Here is a 17666-nt window from a genome sequence, read left to right as displayed (position 1 = left end):
TTCCTAGCAGTATCACGGTCATTGGGTTATGGCGATCTACCTAGATTACAATGCGACGGCCCCGATTCGCCGGGAGGTCGTCGAGGCAATGGTCCATGTGTGGAAAAACTTCCCAGGCAATCCGGCCAGCCAGCATCAGTTCGGACGGGCCGCCAGAAAACGCCTGGAAGAAGCCCGAGACCACATCCTCGACCTGTTAGGTGCCAAGCCCACACGCGAGGGAGATCGCCTCATTTTCACAAGTGGCGGAACAGAGGCCAATAACCTCGCTATCTTGGGCATCGCTCTGGCGCGAACTGAAGGGATGCCGGGTCGAATCATCATCTCGTCGATCGAACACCCCAGCGTGCTGCGGGCTGCCGAGACACTCGTCGACTGGGGATGGCGTTTGGATACCCTCGACGTCCACCCGAACGGGGTTGTCAACGTGGAGTCGCTTCGGCGATGGATTGATCCTCAGGTGGCTCTGGTTAGTGTGACGACCGCAAACCATGAGACGGGGGTTATCCAGCCGATCGCCGAAATCGCGGCAATCTGTCACAGCCACGGAGTGCCTTTTCACACTGACGCCGTACAGGCGGTTGGCAAGATGCCCGTGTCCTTTCGCGATTTTGATGCGGACGCCATGACTGTGACCCCGCACAAGTTTGGTGGCCCGCTGGGAATCGGCGCCCTTATTGTCAAACGCGGGACACCTCTGCGGCCTATCCTGTTTGGCGGCGAACAGCAGGATGGGCTGCGTCCCGGCACGGAAAGTGTCGCCCTTGCCGTGGGAATGGAAACCGCACTTGCCCTGGCCGTTGCGGAACTGCAAGACAACGTGGCAAGAATGACCGCTCTTCGGCAGGAGTTTGAGCAAACCCTCAAAGCACTGATTCCCGATCTCATCATCCACGGGGAGGAAGCGCCGCGGTTGCCTCAGACTGTGAACCTGGCGATCCCTGGGATTGATAATCAGTTCCTCTTCACCGCACTTGACCTGGAGAGAGTCTGCTGCTCCATTGGCTCAGCCTGCTCGAGCGGATCTCCGGAACCTTCCCCCAGCCTACTTGCTCTCGGCATCCCCCGGGAAATTGTGAAAAGTTCCCTGCGAGTCAGCTTCGGCCCCAAGACCACGGCGGAAGAGCTCCGTACTGCCGCTCACACCATTGCGCGGGTCTCCCAGCAGTTACGAAAACATGTGTTGCGGTGAACGGCGGCCCGGTCTCACGGCGAGGCAATAAGTACTCTGGATAGAGGATACCAGCCGTCCGCGTCCTTTCCAGCAATAGCAAGTTGGACAACCGGCTTTTGACTGTCCGCACCGTCCACGACGCCAACGGCCAGGGAATACTCGCCGGGCTCCAGCGTGCGCTCAATGGGGACTATCTCTTCGAACGTGACCGGCTTTCCTGGTGGCAAGTCGGGGGGATTTTGCATGAAACTTTGCGTGAAGACTTCGACCTCTCCGGGCAAGATTTCCCGCACAGTCTTCTCACCGACATGGATGAACGTCTTTCCAGAAGGCCCTGTCAGTCGAAAAGCCACCCTATACGGCCGATAGCATGGGGCTGAGCCAACGTTTTGCCAAACCATTGTCACAGATAGATTCTCGCCAGCACGAACCATTGTGGGATGTCGTAATTCCCGAATGACCAGCCGGTAGCCCAACCGCCGGAGAAATCGAGTCACCTCCTCACGCACTTCGTCACCTGGTGGTAAGGGAGCCGATTTGTTGTTGAAATAGGAACCGTGGAGGGCCAGCGCGTAGTTGAAGATGTACCGTAAGGACCAGCCTTCCTCAACCCATTTGCGAATATCCCAGCAGGTCTCCCAGGCTACAGGGGCCGTCTCCCAAACATCGATGGCCTGCGCTTTGCTTAAGGTGTCGGGGTAAGCGTTGCGCATATGGCACCAATTTCGGGAAAATCCACCCATGTCTCCCAAGCAATCCGCCCGCCAACCGGTCCCACGGCTCGTCGCATAGTGTAGCATCTCGGGACCATCAATGAGCATCAGAAGCGGCGTCTTTCGAAATGATTCCAGATAGGTATCGATGATTTTTCGCTGATTCTCGGGAAGCGGCATGCGGGCGGGTTCGGAATTACTCATGTGCCATTCTCCCCACCAACCCACCGATCCCAAATCGACATGGTCCAGATCCGGATGGCCGTCGTATTTTGCCCCGAGACGCCGGATAAAATTCAGATGGGCATTGAGAGTGACGGGGTCATCCAGATCGGGAACCTCGAGTCCTTGAATATCTCCGTAACGCGTGGTGATAACCCGACCGCCAACGTCTCGAAGCCAGCGCGGATGATAGGGCCGTCCACGCGTTGTGGAGCAACACATCACCCGAAAAGCCAGCTTTTGACCGGCCGATCTCGTTTCTGCGAGAACCTTATCAAGAAGCTCCACGTTGAGTCGCCCGGGCGCCGGCTCGAGCTCGCCCCATCCCCATCGAAGGTAATGCACAGTAGAGGGAATCCACTCCGGGAGATTGCGATCATTGGCAGCCGTGCGATGAAAAGTTTCCCATCCCATTCCAGGGTTGGCAAGGATGTCCTCAATTTCGACTGGATGAACGGTCACCCATCGCGCCTCTTCCCCGGAAACAAGGCTGCTGACTAAAGTCAACGCGCACACATTGACTGGAATCCACCACGTGCTCTTCATGTGTCACCTCGCGCCAACGCACCAAGCAAGAACGCAGAAGGAGCGACCAAGCATCCCGCGTGTCAACGCACTGATTGTACCGAAGTGGTTGCCGGCACGGTACACTCTCGAAGACGCCCGGGAGGCAATTCATGAATTATCCGTACAACACGCCGAAAACGGCCGAGGTGGTCAGATTTTCATTGACTTTTGATGAATCGCTTGCACGGCATCGCGAAGCCATGGACCTAATCCTCGCCACACCTCTTTTTTGCATGGCCGTGGGTGTGCTATAAACTCACCAATGGTTCCACAAGGAATCGAAACGCACATTAGTGTGGATCTGGGGGCAACGAAGGTTTTTCGCCATGCCTGATTCTGGTGATGTTATTCAACTCGGTCGGGATCACGCCATCGAAATTTGGACGGCAGGATTGAAGGCGGTCCAAGCCGACACTCTTGTCCAGCGATGGGTGCGGGTAACGCAGCGTCAGATCGAGTTCGGGGTTCCTACCGAATTGACGCTGGACCTGGCAAGTGTCCGCAGGATCGTGGTGGTAGGAGCAGGAAAGGCGGGGGCTGGAATGGCCGCCGGTCTGGAAAACGCGATTCCTGAGGAAGTTGCGCAGGCCAAGCAATTGACTGGGTGGGTGAACGTTCCCAATGACTGTGTTCGCCCCACGCGCTGGATTCACCTCCACGGGGCTCGCCCCACCGGTTGTAACGAGCCGACCCCTCAAGCCGTTTACGGCACCGAAAGAATTCTGGAGCTCGTGCAGCAACTTGAGCCGAGCGACCTCTGCATCTGTCTGCTCTCTGGTGGGGGATCGGCACTACTGCCCGCCCCTATTGCAGGAATCACACTGGAAGACAAGCAAGCGGTGACACGATTTCTCAGTGCCGCCGGTGCCAATATTACTGAACTCAACACGGTGCGGAAACAACTCAGTCGGATCAAGGGCGGTGGTCTTTTGCGATATTGCCGTGCCGGTTGGGTGGTCTCGCTCATCATCTCGGATGTTCTGGGTGATCCGCTGGATGTCATTGCTTCCGGTCCAACGGTGCCAGACACCGCGACGCCGCAAGACGCGCTGGAGATTCTCAACAAGTACCATGCCCGCGAGGCTGGGCTGCCCAAGGAGATTTTCCACATCCTGGAAAGAAAGGCCGCCACCTGTGGAGAACACATTGAGCCCCAAAGTCAAGTTTTCAATTTCGTGATTGGCAATAATCGGACGGCTGTTAATGCGGCGGCGGCCCGAGCACGCGAATTGGGATACCAAGTAGAGGCTGAAAGTGCCGCGAAATTGGAAGGCCCAGCGGAGGAGGTGGGGCGTGAACTGGCAAAAGCGGCTCTGGAAATGATTGCTGCATCCGGTCCTCGCTGTCGAATCAGCGGGGGCGAACCCGTCGTTCGCCTGGCCCCACCGGAAATCAGGGGCTTGGGCGGCCGTAATCAACAACTCGTCTTGGCAGCCGCGGAATTCCTGTGGGAGACGATGCCGCCCGAAGTGATCATTCTCTCGGCCGGGACCGACGGTGAAGATGGACCCACAGATGCTGCTGGGGCCTTTGTCGATCGTGCTGTGATTGAGCAGGCCAAAAAACTTGGGTTTTCACCTTCAGATTTTCTCTTCCGCAACGACGCATATCATTTTTTTGAGCCCCTCGGAGCGCTACTGCGGACAGGCCCCACGCATACGAATGTCTGTGATGTTCGAGTTGTTTTAACCCGCCCCTGCCGAAATCCCCGGAGCAACCACTGACGTTCTCTTCTACTGCCGGAGAATGTTTCCCGTCGCCTGGGCTGAAACCGGCTCCTCAGGAAGCAGGAGCGTCATACCAGGGCGGAAGTTCTCAAGCTTCTCGCCGAGAAGGTCGCGGTTCAACTGATAGATTTCCACCCAGCGGGACGCCTTTCCGAGTTGCTGTCGGGCGATATCAAAAAGCGTTTCCCCTTGCTGCACCGTGTAGGTTCGCCGACTCACGGTGGAATTCGTAGAGAAAGGCGGCGTGATAGCGCCACGGTCGGCGACAAGCGGTGGTGTCGACGGGATTGCCGACGAACCAGCCGGTGTTGGAGTTCCTGACCATGCGGGCGGCACCGTGGTAGGCCCCGTACCGGAGGGTGCAACCGGGTTTCCCGCCTCTGCCACAGGCAACTGGGAAGGCTGGGCAGGAATCGACCCGACTCCACTTTGCGCTCCGAACGGCGGGCTGGGGCTGGTGGGCCATTGAGATTGCTGCGGGTTAGGACTACCCACTTGCGCCGGGCTGTTGGGGATGCCCGCCGCCGAGCTCAGTGGAGGTGCCCCGGCAAAGAAATCACCGGGGACACCGCCGGGTAGTGTCTCCGACTGCTGACCGAAAGGTATCCCCCCAAAACGGGTGGCGCTGTAATCCAGTGATTTTGTCCCTCCTGTCGACTGCCCGCCCGCATCTGGTGAGGACCTGGCCATACCGCTTGACATCGAAGAATTGGCTGTTGCGATCGGATCATTGGCCATGGCCTGCGAATTCTGACCTGGCCCGCTCAGACTCCAACCCGCGGTGAATCCTTGATCGGGTAAATCGGAACTCTCGGTGGTTCCGTTCCCGGCGGTGTTGTCCGGCTGTCCAAAGGGAAGAGGCGGGACGGCCTGAGGCTGCTCTGTCGCCACGGGCTGATTCGGCTCCAGTGCATGGTATCCCGAATTGAGCGATGTACTCCCGAAGGGTGCGCCAGGCGGCGAGTTCGACTCCTCCCGTGGAGTCGGGCCGTCGTTTAGGTTCAGCGGTGGAACGACCGGCCAGGCCGTCTCTGAATGGGAGGCCATCTGTGACGCCGCGTTAGAACCGGCTGTGGCATGGCGATCGTTTTCTCCCGCCGTTCCGCCCACCGTTAGCGCCACGTCCACGGCCGTCCCCGGTGGAGACTGTGCCTCCGATCCGGCCACCGGCCGTTGATTGGAACCGGTCGATTCGGTCTGAGGAAGACTCGGAGACGGTTTTTCCTTTTTTTCACCAGCACCGTCCCCAATCTGTCCAGAAGCGTCTGTTTTCTCCGTGGCGGCAGATTGGTCACTGGGCACCGATGCCGTCTCCTTCGGGCGAAGGGTCATCAATCGGTAGGCCACCACGGCGGCCAAAATGAATCCCAGGACACCTAGAACAGCCAAACCAATGCGAATCTCGAACGAAAATCGCGTCGTGATCGGTTCTTCCAGGAACTCTTCGGAGGGGTCGGCTTGATCCCTGGAAAGACCGTCACCCTGTGATCGTTCCCGATTTTCTTGAGTTTCTTGTTCAGTAGATTTGTCTTGTTTACCCATCCTGCTTCTCCCACCGATTTTAGGTCGCGGCGGCATTGAGAGGAGTTGCTTGGTTTTATTCACTCTTCCCCAGGGGTGCAAGAGCAATTTTTGCGGGAAGCGGGCACGCTTGGTCCGCAATGCTGAAAAGAAGTCGAGAGAAGAAATCACAGACCGACTCGGCAACCCATTTGTTAACGTGGGTTGAGAGCCCAATTCCTTAAGCGGCTTTTACGTTCGTCAGCGAGCCCGCTATTGGGAGCTGCCGGGAGTTGTTGCGGGCACCCTTTTCAGGTAAACCGTGAGCGACGAGTTCCCGAGTTTCATCTCGGTGGGATTTGCGTCCGCCATTCGCCCGAAATCAAACCGGACGGCGAGGGTTTCGCTCATGATCCAGTCTTTATGGGCTAGCAGCGCCTGCCGAAGTTCTTCGTCGTCCGTCTCCACGCCCAGTTCGATCCGGTCTGTAAAGTCACAGTCCAACTCTTTGCGTTGGTTCTGAACGGCATGAACAAAATCGCGTGCCAGACCTTCGGCGATCAGCTCCGGCGTCAATTCCGTGGAAATGACCACCACCCCAACCTTCCCCTGTGCGGCCGTCCAGCCGGGTTTGGCGTTCAAGCGAATTTGAATATCCTCCTTGTCGAGGACAATTTCCCCAGCTGGCAGCGGCACGTTGACCCTGCCCTGCTGTTCAAGTTGCCGCAGAAGGGCCCCACCATCGGCTCGGCTGAGCCACTCCTTGACCGCAGGCAGCAGCTTACCCAGACGAGGCCCCAAGCGTTTGAAATCCGGCAGAACGGTGTACGAGACATACTCATCCGCCCGATCGCGCCATTCCACTTTCTTGACGTTAAGTTCTTCGGCGATCAGTTCGCTGTGCGCTTGAAGCCACGCTAACTGCTCGCGATCGGCCACAACAATTTCCACTTTGGCGAGAGGCTGACGCACCTTTAATTTGGCGTTCATGCGGGCAGCGCGACCCAGTGAAACAATTTCGCGCACCGCCCCCATCATGGCACACAATTCTTCGTCAACAAGCTCCGGATACTCGCCGGGATAATCGCACAGATGAACACTTCCCCGAACGCGATCACCGAACACAGCCACGGCGAGATTCTGCCACAGTTCCTCTGCCAAAAACGGCACAAACGGTGCGACCAAGCGGACCAGAGTGACCAGACACTCATACAGGGTCCAGTAAGCATCGAGTTTGTCCTGATCCTGTTTACCCGACCAAAAGCGTGCCCGACTTCGCCTCACATACCAATTGGAAAGCGCATCCACAAACTCGGTAATTCGCTGGCAGGCAGCGAAGTTGTCGTATTCATCCATGAACTGGCAAACGAGACGGACGGTGCGATACAATTCGCTGAGGACCCAGCGGTCCAATTCGGCGCGCTCTTGAATCGGCCGGTATCCCTTCCCTTGGGCCAGCACTTCATGTTCGAGGTTGCGAGCATCCCCCCTAAGAAGCTCCGCCGGATCCCACCCGTCAATCCGCGCATAAATCACGAAGAAACTATACACGTTCCAGAGACGGAGCAGAAATTCCGGAATGCTCTCACGAATGGCCTGCTCGCTGTACCGGATGGAGGTCCATGGCGCCTGATTAGCGAAAAAGTACCATCGCAGAGCATCCGCGCCGTACCGATCAAAGATCTCTTGCGGCTCTCGATAATTGCGTTTGCTCTTGGACATCTTCTGCCCGTCTTCGCCGAGCATGAGGCCCAGCACAACACAGTGCCGATAGGGATGCGGGAACGGAATGCGGGGCGTATCCACCTCCAGGAACCGGCGGGGATCATCTGGGGGAGCGCCCTCTTCCGGGCTGAAAAGCAATGTGCTGATTGCCAGCAAGCTGTAGAACCAGCCCCGGGTTTGATCAATCGCTTCACTGATGAAATCGGCCGGGAACTGCTCAGCCAACTTCTCCCGTGAGCCCGGCAGATGCGGATAGCCCCATTGAGCAAATGGCATGGCGCCCGAGTCGAACCAGCAGTCAATGACGTCGGGTACACGCCGCATCTTTGCACCGGGGCAAACCGGAGAGTCATAGACGATCGCGTCGATGTACGGCTTGTGAACTTTGAGATGCTCCGACAGTGAGGGGTCCGCTTTTTTCGCCGCCTCCCAAACCTCCATTCCGGTCACTCCCGGCTTGGCGAGCAGTTCGGCGTAGGAACCGATTGCTTCCATGTAGCCGGTTTTCTCGCAGACCCAGATGGGAAGCGGAGTACCCCAGAACCGCTCCCGAGAAAGCGCCCAATCCACATTGCTCTCCAAGAAGTTGCCGAATCGCCCTTCTCGGATGTTCTCGGGGTGCCAACTGATCCGGCGGTTGTTTTCAAGCATTTTATCCTTGAACGCGGTGGTGCGGATGAACCAACTCTTGCGAGGATATTGGATAAGGGGATCTTCTTCCGCACGCCAGCAGAACGGGTACTCGTGGACATACTGCTCGAAATGGAAGAGAAGCCCCCTATTGCGCAGATCCCGAATGATGTCGCGATCGCAGTCCTTGACCCAGCGTCCCTGGTATTCCGGCGCTTCCTCGGTGAACGTTCCGTCTGGTGCCACAGCGCAGATAAGCTGGGGTCCTTCGCCCTCCACGAATCGGTCCTGTTCCCGAAGAAGCACTTCGTAGTCCACTTCTCCGAATGCCGGAGCCTGATGGACAACTCCCGTTCCAGTGTCGATCGTCACGAAGTCAGCCCCGACCACACGCCATGCGACATGCTCCTGTCCGCCGTCTTTCAGCCGTCCCACACGTTCTCCGTCTTTTTTGTAGTAGTAGTCGAATGGGGGACGGTAACGGCGACCAATCAACTGAGATCCCAAAACCGTCTTTGCAATTGTGGCCTTTTTGCCCACCTTCTTGGCGACCATATCCACCAGCGCAGTCGCAATGATGAGTTTTCGCGGCTCACCTTCAAATTGGACATAAGAATACTCGAGATCGGGTTTAACAGCGGCGAACTGGTTGCTTGGCAGGGTCCACGGGGTGGTCGTCCACACAAGGAGGTCCACGTCTGGCTCATCGAGGAGGGGAAAACGCACATACACACTCGGGTCGGCCACCGACCTGTAACCCTGTCCGACCTCGGCCGCAGAAAGAGCCGTGCCCCCCTGCGCCCACCACCAGACGATTTTGTAGCCCTGATAAAGCAGGCCTTTCTCGAACAATTTCTTCAGTGCCCACCAGACACTTTCCACGTAACTCTGGTGATAGGTGACATAGGCATCTTCGAGATGAATCCAAAACCCCAGGCGTTCCGTCAATTGCTCCCATTCGCGTGTGTAGCGAAATACGCTTTCCAGACACCGTCGAATAAAGGGTTCCACCCCGAAGGCTTCAATATCGCGTTTGGAGTGGATGCCTAACTCTTTGCATACCTCCACCTCGACGGGAAGGCCGTGCGTATCCCAGCCGGCGCGGCGCTCGCAGTAGTATCCCCGCATTGTCTTGTAGCGCGGGAAAAGATCCTTGATCGCACGAGTGAGGCAGTGACCCGGATGGGGCAATCCATTGGCTGTTGGGGGACCTTCATAAAATACAAATCGCGGGCCGCCACGCCGCATTTCCAGCGACTGCTCGTAGATCTGGTTTTCTTTCCAGAACCGAATGATTTTCTCTTCGATGGCAGGAAACGACGGATTGCGCTCAACTGGCCCAAACATAGGATTGACTCTCGATCCTATCACACAAGACTCTGGGGAATACACTTAGCGAGGATGGCGTCACGCGGACTCCCCAGTTAAGGTCTTAAGCCCCCGGCGATTATCAACCGATCGGAACGTGGCAACACGCGGTCATTCATTAGCTCAACTTATCCGCCACAAATTGCCCCTGTTAAAAGGTCATGGAGCTATTCCGAGTTGCCGGGCCTCTTCGCGGAGGATTCCCAAGACGATTTTTCGCAACTTGGGCTCGGCCTCCGCTGCCACGCGGAGAATGTCCTCTACCACCGCCGGCTCGAGGGCATCAGGCAAACACATGTCGGTTACAACCGACAATCCAAGCACCCGCATCCCCGCGTGAACCGCCACGATGACTTCCGGCACTGTGGACATTCCCACGACGTCCGCGCCAATGCCCCGCAGGAAACGGTACTCCGCCCGCGTTTCCAAATTCGGTCCGGTCACCGCAACATAGACACCTCGGTGGGCCACAAAATCTTCCTTCCGCGCGATGGCCAGCGCCCGGTCAATCAGGACCGGATCGTACGGCCGCGACATATCCGGAAACCGTGGCCCCAGCGAGTCGTCGTTTGGCCCGATCAGGGGGTTTCCGTTCATCAGGTTGATATGATCATCGATGACAACGATGTCACCCTTCCTGTAGTGGGGATTCATGCCACCACAGGCATTCGAAACGATGAGCAGCCCAGCACCCAATGCCCGCATAACGCGGACCGGGAAGGTTACCTGCTGATAGGTGTATCCTTCATACACGTGGAACCGTCCTTCCATGGCCACGACGGGGACGCCTTCCAGCGTACCGCAAACAAGCTGTCCCGTGTGACTAATCGTCGTGGAACGTGGGAAATGGGGGATTTCCTCGTAGGGAATCACAGCCTCTTGTCGAATTTCCGCGGCCAGGCTCCCCAACCCTGTCCCCAGAATGATGCCCGCGTGGGCCTGTCGTGACCACCGGGTGCGAACGGCTCCCACCGCCTCGTGAATTTGCTGCACCAGTCCTGATGTCATTGCAGTACCACCGCCAGTCCAAATCCGACAAGTCGAACAATGTTGAAACTGCGGCTACACCTGATGCCGTGAATCCCTCCGATGGACTACCACCCATCGGCAGCGATTGCGCTCCCACGGTTTATCGGCCCGCAACGTGCGGCGCAATTGCGGGTCCACCACGTTGTTGCCTGCCCCGACGATCCAAATTCAAAGCCCACCAGACCTCAGAATTCCTCTTCGTCGTCTTCAAACTCTTCTTCCTCGATTTCTTCTTCAAATTCTTCTTCCTCTTCCTCGAGTTCCCTCTCCGGTTCCTCCGTTACCTCTTCCTCTTCTTCGGCCTCTTCTGTTTCCTCTTCTAAGTCACCGAACTCACGCTCGATCTCCGCCTCGTACTCCGGTTCAAACTCAAAATCGTCATCAAAATCATCATCAAAGTCATCTTCGTCAAATTCATCGAAGTCGTCATCAGGCGGCGGGACCGTTGGCGTGAACTCCACTGACGATTCGTCCCCGTCCGTATCCAGGTTGTCGTCCGTGGCCTCGTCATTCCAATCGGGAGGCACCTCGTCCAACACCATAGCGTGTATCTCCTTCTCCGTTCCAGATGGTATGTTTTGCCGCTCCGCTCCCCTGACAGTCCCCGGTTGTCACTCTGTGGGGCCTGTTTGCGTGAGAATACAGTTGATCAATCAGCGCTTCAAAGCCTTTTAGTTTACCCGTCGCGAAAGGCAGGCGGTAGTCGGGCGATCACTCTCGCGCGAAAGCACGACAACACTTTCGATTTCGGCAAGCCGCGGAAACGGCCAGGTTACATGCCACCTGGCACCGAGCTGACGTACCGACCAACTCAAACGACACGTGACGCCTGCTGAACCCGTTTTCGGGAAGAGTTGCTTATCGCGTCCACTTTTTCCTCACGGCAAATAGCGCCGGCGCACCGGGTTGTGCCCGACACCACGACTGGCGATGGGGCCTGCCCAAAGGTACCATAATCCCGGACTTTCCAGGCAGATGACCAAATAATTCGAGACAGATGGTAAAGCAACTAAAGGGCCGCCTTCCGTGAGGCGGCGAAAACGATATCGCCAGCGGCTTTTTGCCCGGGTCGCTACAATCCACAAGCGCATTGTCGCTCAATTTGGGAAGGAGGTGGCTTTTATGGCGAGCATTTCCCGGCGTCGATTCCTGCAAGTTGGTGCTGCTGCTCTCTCCACCACTTTAGGGCGAAATGTTGGCTGGACGTTTCAACCGCCTGGAGAGCGTCCTCCGCGAGCCCCGGAAGTCACGGTACTCAATCCGCGCTGCCGAGTGCCGGTGTCGCTCATCATTGACGATTCGACGTGCCTTGTTAATCTTGCCCATTTTGCGATGCCACAATTCGCGGAAGTCTGGCCAAACCGAGCGGAGTACCAAAAACCGTGGCGTCAATTCCCGCGAGAAATCCCCGACGCATTTGTTCAAAAATTCATGGCCTGGTGCGGGGAAAACGGCGTGAAAGGAAAATACAGCGTCGTGCCTTACCCCGCCTGTGTTGGCTGGCTGGACTGCGACTTGCCGGGCTGGTCACATCAGGAATTGGAGAGGAGCCTTCGGATTGTTCGCGAAGAAATCATGCCCCATTGGGACATCCATCCCGAGATGGTCACTCACACCTGGGTCATAAACACGAAGACCGGCCGGCCGTACGAGGAACGGTCCCAACGATTCATGGAAAACTGGGGCTGGAGCGAGGGGCGCTCCGCCGAGGAACTGACCGAGTACATCGCGTACGCCCTCAACATCCTGAAAAACGCGGGACTACGCTGCGAAGGGATTACCACACCAGGCGGTTTTGGAAGCCGGGCAAGACCGCAACTTTCCATCGCTACTTTGGAAGCCTGTCGTGATGTTTTTCAGGTGGAGATCCCGCATTATTTTCGCGATGTTTTTACCGGAGCGGAAAGCGTGGCCCCCCGAGTGGAAAACGCCTCGGGTTTGGAGGGCCCGGAACCCCGATGTGTTGTCTCGATCATCGGCTGCACGGGGGACTGGTTTGGCGGTTGGGATGGCGATACCCCTGGCTCTCCCGACAAGTTTATCACCCCAGACCTGGCCTCAGGTCGTATGGTGGAAGTGATCACCCGGGAGGAGCCCGCCGTCATGGTATGTCACTGGCCCGGCATGTTTTTCAATGGAAGGGAACTGGGGTTCCAAATCCTTCAGGAAGTTGTCAAGAGGTTGCACGCACGGTTCGAGAATCTGATTTGGATGAACCTCTCGGAAATTGCCCGATATTGGGCAGCTAAGGAGTTGACAAGTATTGCGATCGCCGGGCAGCAAGTCGCCTTTACCGCGCCGTTTGCGTGTCCCGGTTTCACCATCGAGCTCTCCGGGAAGCTCCAGAAAGTTCCGGAGTTTAGCCACGAATCGCAGCGAGTCGTTTTTCAGGAGGTCTCGGGCTGGCGAAACCTCCGCCCTGGCACGTTCTTCCAAAAGAATCAGGGCGACAAAGATCGGTACGTGTTCTGTTTCGACCTGCCCAAAGGAAAATCATCGATCACTCTGGGATAACCCCCAACTGCTGTCCCAACAGTCCGTTGCAACCGGAATTCTGCTGCTCCAATGTCAATACCCGGTGACTGTTCCAGGCCCACTTTCTCAAGACTTTACAAATGGCCCGGGCCTCAATACGCTTCATGAATTGCCCATACTTTGTGACCGGAGCCCGGTCGGTATGAATCTCTCAATGTCGGAATGTGGAGGGCACATACAGCTCCCTCCGGGCATAACCTCACGCCTACCCAACGCCTCGCCTAAATGCGCCTCACCTTTTCCGCAAGTGGGATGACTCAACTCAGCGCATGACGGTCGTGTACCACGTGGTGCCAAAACACAGGGACACCGCGCGGACCAACCGGAAAAGCGGTCGGCAGCAACTCTGCTGGGTAAAACGGTTCACGGACGCGACGTGTCATCGCCCGATTTGAGTGTGAGCTTCACCAAGCGAAGGTCTATCGCCCGTTCGCCCGGAATATTCATAGCCCGGAGCTCCAATAGTCCTCGTTGTGCGGGAAGCTCGATCACCCCCAACACGAAGGGCTTAAAGTCTTTCACGTACGACTCCCCCTGTCGCGGTACACGATCGAATTCATGCCCGTGAATCGGTGGATCAAAGGGTTCGGTGATCTTGCCTTCCACACTACGACCAGCAAAAGAGGCTCGGAGGACCACACCGACGTCCTGTGGCCGACACGTGTAATAAACCACGAGTTCATATTTGCCTGCCGTGTGGACCTCAATGTCCCAGGTGATGCTGTCTTCACGGTTGATCCAATTGGTGAAGAAAGAACAGTTAGGGGCTTTTCCACTCCGTTCGATGTTACCGTGGGGAACTCCGTCCCGGGCGGGCAGGTACGTCACCGGAAACTCCCTATAGCCCACGGGAAAAGGCCGAGTGTCGGGTTCCTTAGGAAGGACCTCTGCCTTAAATTGTTCCACTGCTTTCCGCAACGATTCGGCAACATCCGGAAATTGTGCTGACACATCGTGCGTTTGGCCCGGGTCCTCGAGGAGATCATACAGTCGCCCACGGTTGTCAAGGATAAAACGGTCGTTTCGCACACTGATCTGGCCTGCCTGATGGGCGAAAATCAAACGTTGCCGGGCCACGAACTTCTGTTTTCCGAGAAGCACGGGCGAAAGATCAATACCGTCCATCGGCAAGGGCGCCTTGTAGGACACACCGGCAAGAGAGGCGAGGGTGGGAAAGAGGTCGATGGCAGCAGCGATTTGCGACACTCGCAGTCCGGCTGGCACATGCCCCGGCCAGCGAATGATGCACGGTACACGAACGCCACCTTCGTCCGTGGATCCCTTCCGGCCCCGCATTCCGCCGTTCCACCGCCAGCTATTCGGTCCGTTGTCGGAAAAATAAACCACGATCGTATTTGACTCCAGGCCACACTCACGCAAAGCTTCCAACAGCCGGCCGACGTTCCAGTCGATGTTCTCGCACATGGCCAGCACCGCACGAGTGAACTCAATATCCTCTCGCTCGTTCCCGTGGTATCGCTGGGCAATCTGCGCACCGGCAAATTTCTCGTAGAACTTGTCCGGCACCTGGAGCGGTGTGTGGGGGGTGTTATAGGCCACATAGCAGAAGAAGGGCTCGGTTTGATGGCGTTTGATGAAGTCGATCGCGTGATCGGTGAAATCATCGGTAATGTATCCGCGCCCACGGACGATCTCACTTCCAGATTCCAAGGGAGGATCAAAGTAAATTCCCCAATGCCCCGAGGTGAAGCCGTAAAACTCCTGGAATCCTCGTCCCAGCGGATGGTAGGGATATTGGCTTCCATTGTGCCACTTTCCAAAAATGGCCGTTGCATAGCCAACAGCGCGAAACGCCTGAGCAATGGTGTATTCGTTGAGATTCATTCGCTCCGCGCCCGTGGTCACTCCACGCACACCCGTCCGCGGATGGTACCGACCGGTGAGGAACTCGGCCCGCGTGGGCGCGCAGAGCGGACTCACATAGAAACGTTCAAACAACGCCCCCTCTGCAGCCAGACGATCAATGTTGGGAGTGCTTAGATTGTAATTGCCATGCACGCTCAAATCACCCCAACCCTGATCATCCGCCAGGACGATGAGAATATTTGGCGGATTTGCAGATTCGCCCGTGCATGTTGCCACATTCAGAAAGCCGACACTCAGTGTAGCACATACCAGAAAAACGGTTCTCACAACGGCACCGCGCTTCATGTGATACCTCCCCGCTGATAGCTCGTGTCATCGAAATTTCCGGAAAATGTGGGCACACGCCGGGCCTTCACCGAGCTGGATCAATTTCGAAGCGTGCCTTGGATTCCTTGATCGAGACTACAAGGCCGCTTCAAGCCCGACCTGCCAATGCCGCCCGTTATTATTGCAGAGTGCGAAAGTAGTTAAAAGTGAAGGGACGCGACCGAGTTGTCAGCCCCAGCCACTCCCCAACCGGATCAGGAGAACCAACGAGGTCCACCACCAGGTGCTTTACCCGGATTCGATCATTTCGCAGGCGGCGCCAATCGAATGGCGTCAAGGGCCTGAACACCCACAGTCCCCATTCCCGAGCGGGCCTCATCCGAAGATCTCGCCGGTCAGCAAACACGCGACCCAAAAATTCCTCCGGCAATTCCGCGCGAGAAATGGCAAGCGGGGGACGTCCCATCACGTAAAGAGATAGGGCAACGGGAGCATAGGCACAGATATCTTCAATTTGGCGTCGATCAGCCTCCACAGAAATGGTGACGGACCGCGCCCCAAGTTTCCTCAAAAACGCGGCTGCCAAAGGATTCAGAACCCCCAAACCGGGGCCCGCCTCAAAACCGATCCCTGCTCGACGGGCCAGCCACCACCCTCCCCAGCTATTGACTTCAACGGCCAGTCGGGCCTTGCGACAACGTTCCACAAGCTCCTGCATTTGGGGAAGGTCATCCTCGAAACACACCGGCGGGAGAGCAACTACCGGCACGTGCTTCCGGCAAACTTGCACGATCGTCGTGACGTCCTCTGGCCCGGCACCTTCCACAATTAGATGCACCGGCTGCACTCGGCTGACAAAATCCTCTAACTGTCCTATGCCGATACGCACACGATTTGGCATATCACCGAGCGCCCGCACGTTAGTTGTGGCGGGTTGGAGATCGCTGGCGGTAAGAGAGCCTCCTTCGGGAAAGTCGATTTCGATCGGCTTCTTCTCCGCCCGGCGAATCCGACCAATCTCCGCCGAGATCCGATCGAGAATCGCGTTGACAGTCCGGGGCACCAGGAGAAACTCCGGATCGTCGGTCTCCACGTGATCAGCGGCGCATCCCTGGAAATACCGGTCCTGCACCATCTGGCAGAGTTCTCCCGCCGTTACAGCCTTGTGAACTCGGCGGACCACCGTTTTTGGATACTCCCAGGTGACATCCGTTCCATGCCAGCGGAGTTGACATTCGATACGCTTATTCGCGGTACCGAGAATAAACTCGAACCCCTTCCTTTCAGCGGGAAATGCGGCAGTCTCTTCTCCTTCGGGCAAAACCTCGGCGACATCATCCGCAACCGCATCGCCGGCTTCCCCAGACATCTCATCCCGGCCGAGTCGCCCGCGGTTACTACCGGTAAGGTTCGTTCTCTCGCTTATCAGATAGCCGTCAGTTAGTTCTCGACCGGTGTAATTGGTCAGTGACCGTGCCTCGGATTTAAGCTCATCGATGCTATCGCCCGCCAGTGCCCGCCGATAGATTCCCACCGCGCGAGCCACCCAATCCGCCGTCTTCAGTCGGCCCTCGATCTTCACGGCCCGAACGCCCGATTCGTGAAGCTGGACGATATGTTCGAGCGCGCACAAGTCGTGCATCGAAAGCGGGTGGCCCACCTCCTGGCCGTCCACTGACCAGGGAACCCGGCATGGACTGGCACATAAGCCGCGATTGCCGCTTCGGCCGCCCACCCAGCTTGACATCAGGCACCGCCCGGAGACGGAAAAGCACAGCGCTCCCTGTCCAAACACTTCCAGGTCAATAGGCGAATGCTGGGCAATCCTGCGAATTTCTTCAAGCGACAATTCCCGAGCAAGAACGACCCTGGTGGCGCCCAGCTCGGCGGCGGCCGCCACGTCGGCCGAGTTCGCCATGCAGGTCTGAGTGCTGAAATGGAATTCCAACTGCGGGAAGGCCTTGCGAAAGGCGAGCAGCGCTGGATCTCGTACAAGGATGGCGTCCACGCCTATCTCGGCCGCCTGACGAAGCACCGCGATCGCCAAGCCCAGCTCCCTGTACGAAATATCGGTGTTGACCGTCAGATAGGCCCGACGTCCGTGGGAATGGAGAAAATCCACTGCCCGTCGTGCTTCCTCCAGAGTAAAGTTTCGGGCGCGACGCCGGGCATTCAAATCCTGCAAGCCGAAATATACGGCATCGGCCCCCGCAGCAACCGCCGCGCGGAGGGCGTTCCAATCTCCGGCAGGGGCGAGAATCTCCAGACTCCGTCCAGAATCCAAATGCAATCTCTCTTTCGACAAGCGTCACCTCGCGCTGA

11 protein-coding genes are annotated in these 17666 nt (G+C 57.2%); 4 read left to right on the top strand and 7 right to left on the bottom strand.

Annotated features, from left to right (window positions below):
- Positions 1–28: 28 nt before the first annotated feature.
- Positions 29–1192 (top strand): cysteine desulfurase family protein, encoded by a 1164-nt coding sequence (locus THTE_RS14765; protein ID WP_095416150.1) that lies wholly within the window; start codon positions 29–31, stop codon positions 1190–1192.
- 14 nt (positions 1193–1206) lie between these two features.
- Here THTE_RS14765 and THTE_RS14760 read toward each other — a convergent pair whose 3' ends face one another.
- Positions 1207–2655 (bottom strand): DUF4832 domain-containing protein, encoded by a 1449-nt coding sequence (locus THTE_RS14760; RefSeq protein ID WP_095416149.1) that lies wholly within the window; start codon positions 2653–2655, stop codon positions 1207–1209.
- 131 nt (positions 2656–2786) lie between these two features.
- Between THTE_RS14760 and THTE_RS18075 the strand changes: the two genes are divergently transcribed.
- Together THTE_RS18075 and THTE_RS14755 are read left to right on the top strand one after the other, a co-directional pair.
- Positions 2787–2930, top strand: coding sequence for a hypothetical protein (locus THTE_RS18075; RefSeq protein WP_157732132.1), 144 nt, complete (start codon positions 2787–2789; stop codon positions 2928–2930).
- 72 nt (positions 2931–3002) lie between these two features.
- The gene (locus THTE_RS14755; protein WP_095416148.1) at positions 3003–4400 is read left to right on the top strand and encodes a glycerate kinase type-2 family protein; all 1398 of its coding nucleotides are present in this window, start codon (positions 3003–3005) and stop codon (positions 4398–4400) included.
- Between the two features lie 9 nt (positions 4401–4409).
- On the opposite strand, the gene THTE_RS14750 is transcribed toward THTE_RS14755, so the two are convergent.
- The 4 genes from THTE_RS14750 to THTE_RS14735 all read right to left on the bottom strand — a co-directional run bounded on the left by THTE_RS14750 (position 4410) and on the right by THTE_RS14735 (position 11197).
- The gene (locus THTE_RS14750) at positions 4410–5945 is read right to left on the bottom strand and encodes a LysM peptidoglycan-binding domain-containing protein (protein ID WP_095416147.1); all 1536 of its coding nucleotides are present in this window, start codon (positions 5943–5945) and stop codon (positions 4410–4412) included.
- A 231-nt stretch (positions 5946–6176) separates the two neighbouring features.
- Positions 6177–9605: an isoleucine--tRNA ligase gene (gene ileS / locus THTE_RS14745; protein ID WP_095416146.1), complete on the bottom strand. Its 3429-nt coding sequence runs from the start codon at positions 9603–9605 to the stop codon at positions 6177–6179.
- A gap of 180 nt (positions 9606–9785) precedes the next feature.
- A complete protein-coding gene (locus THTE_RS14740) occupies positions 9786–10634 on the bottom strand; it encodes a purine-nucleoside phosphorylase (RefSeq protein WP_095416145.1) in 849 nt (282 codons plus the stop codon).
- A 206-nt stretch (positions 10635–10840) separates the two neighbouring features.
- Positions 10841–11197: a hypothetical protein gene (locus THTE_RS14735; RefSeq protein ID WP_095416144.1), complete on the bottom strand. Its 357-nt coding sequence runs from the start codon at positions 11195–11197 to the stop codon at positions 10841–10843.
- Between the two features lie 580 nt (positions 11198–11777).
- On the opposite strand from THTE_RS14735, the gene THTE_RS14730 reads away from it, so the two are divergent.
- Positions 11778–13169: a hypothetical protein gene (locus tag THTE_RS14730; protein ID WP_095416143.1), complete on the top strand. Its 1392-nt coding sequence runs from the start codon at positions 11778–11780 to the stop codon at positions 13167–13169.
- A gap of 384 nt (positions 13170–13553) precedes the next feature.
- On the opposite strand, the gene THTE_RS14725 is transcribed toward THTE_RS14730, so the two are convergent.
- Positions 13554–15362 (bottom strand): arylsulfatase, encoded by a 1809-nt coding sequence (locus THTE_RS14725; RefSeq protein ID WP_095416142.1) that lies wholly within the window; start codon positions 15360–15362, stop codon positions 13554–13556.
- 160 nt (positions 15363–15522) lie between these two features.
- On the bottom strand, positions 15523–17649 hold the full coding sequence (locus THTE_RS14720; protein ID WP_095416141.1) for a U32 family peptidase: 2127 nt from the start codon (positions 17647–17649) through the stop codon (positions 15523–15525).
- Positions 17650–17666 lie beyond the last annotated feature (17 nt).

This window comes from Thermogutta terrifontis, from assembly GCF_002277955.1.
GTDB classification, from domain to species: domain Bacteria; phylum Planctomycetota; class Planctomycetia; order Pirellulales; family Thermoguttaceae; genus Thermogutta; species Thermogutta terrifontis.
The sequence above is the reverse complement of the archived record's forward strand: the minus strand, read 5'-3'. Positions and strand labels throughout refer to the sequence as shown.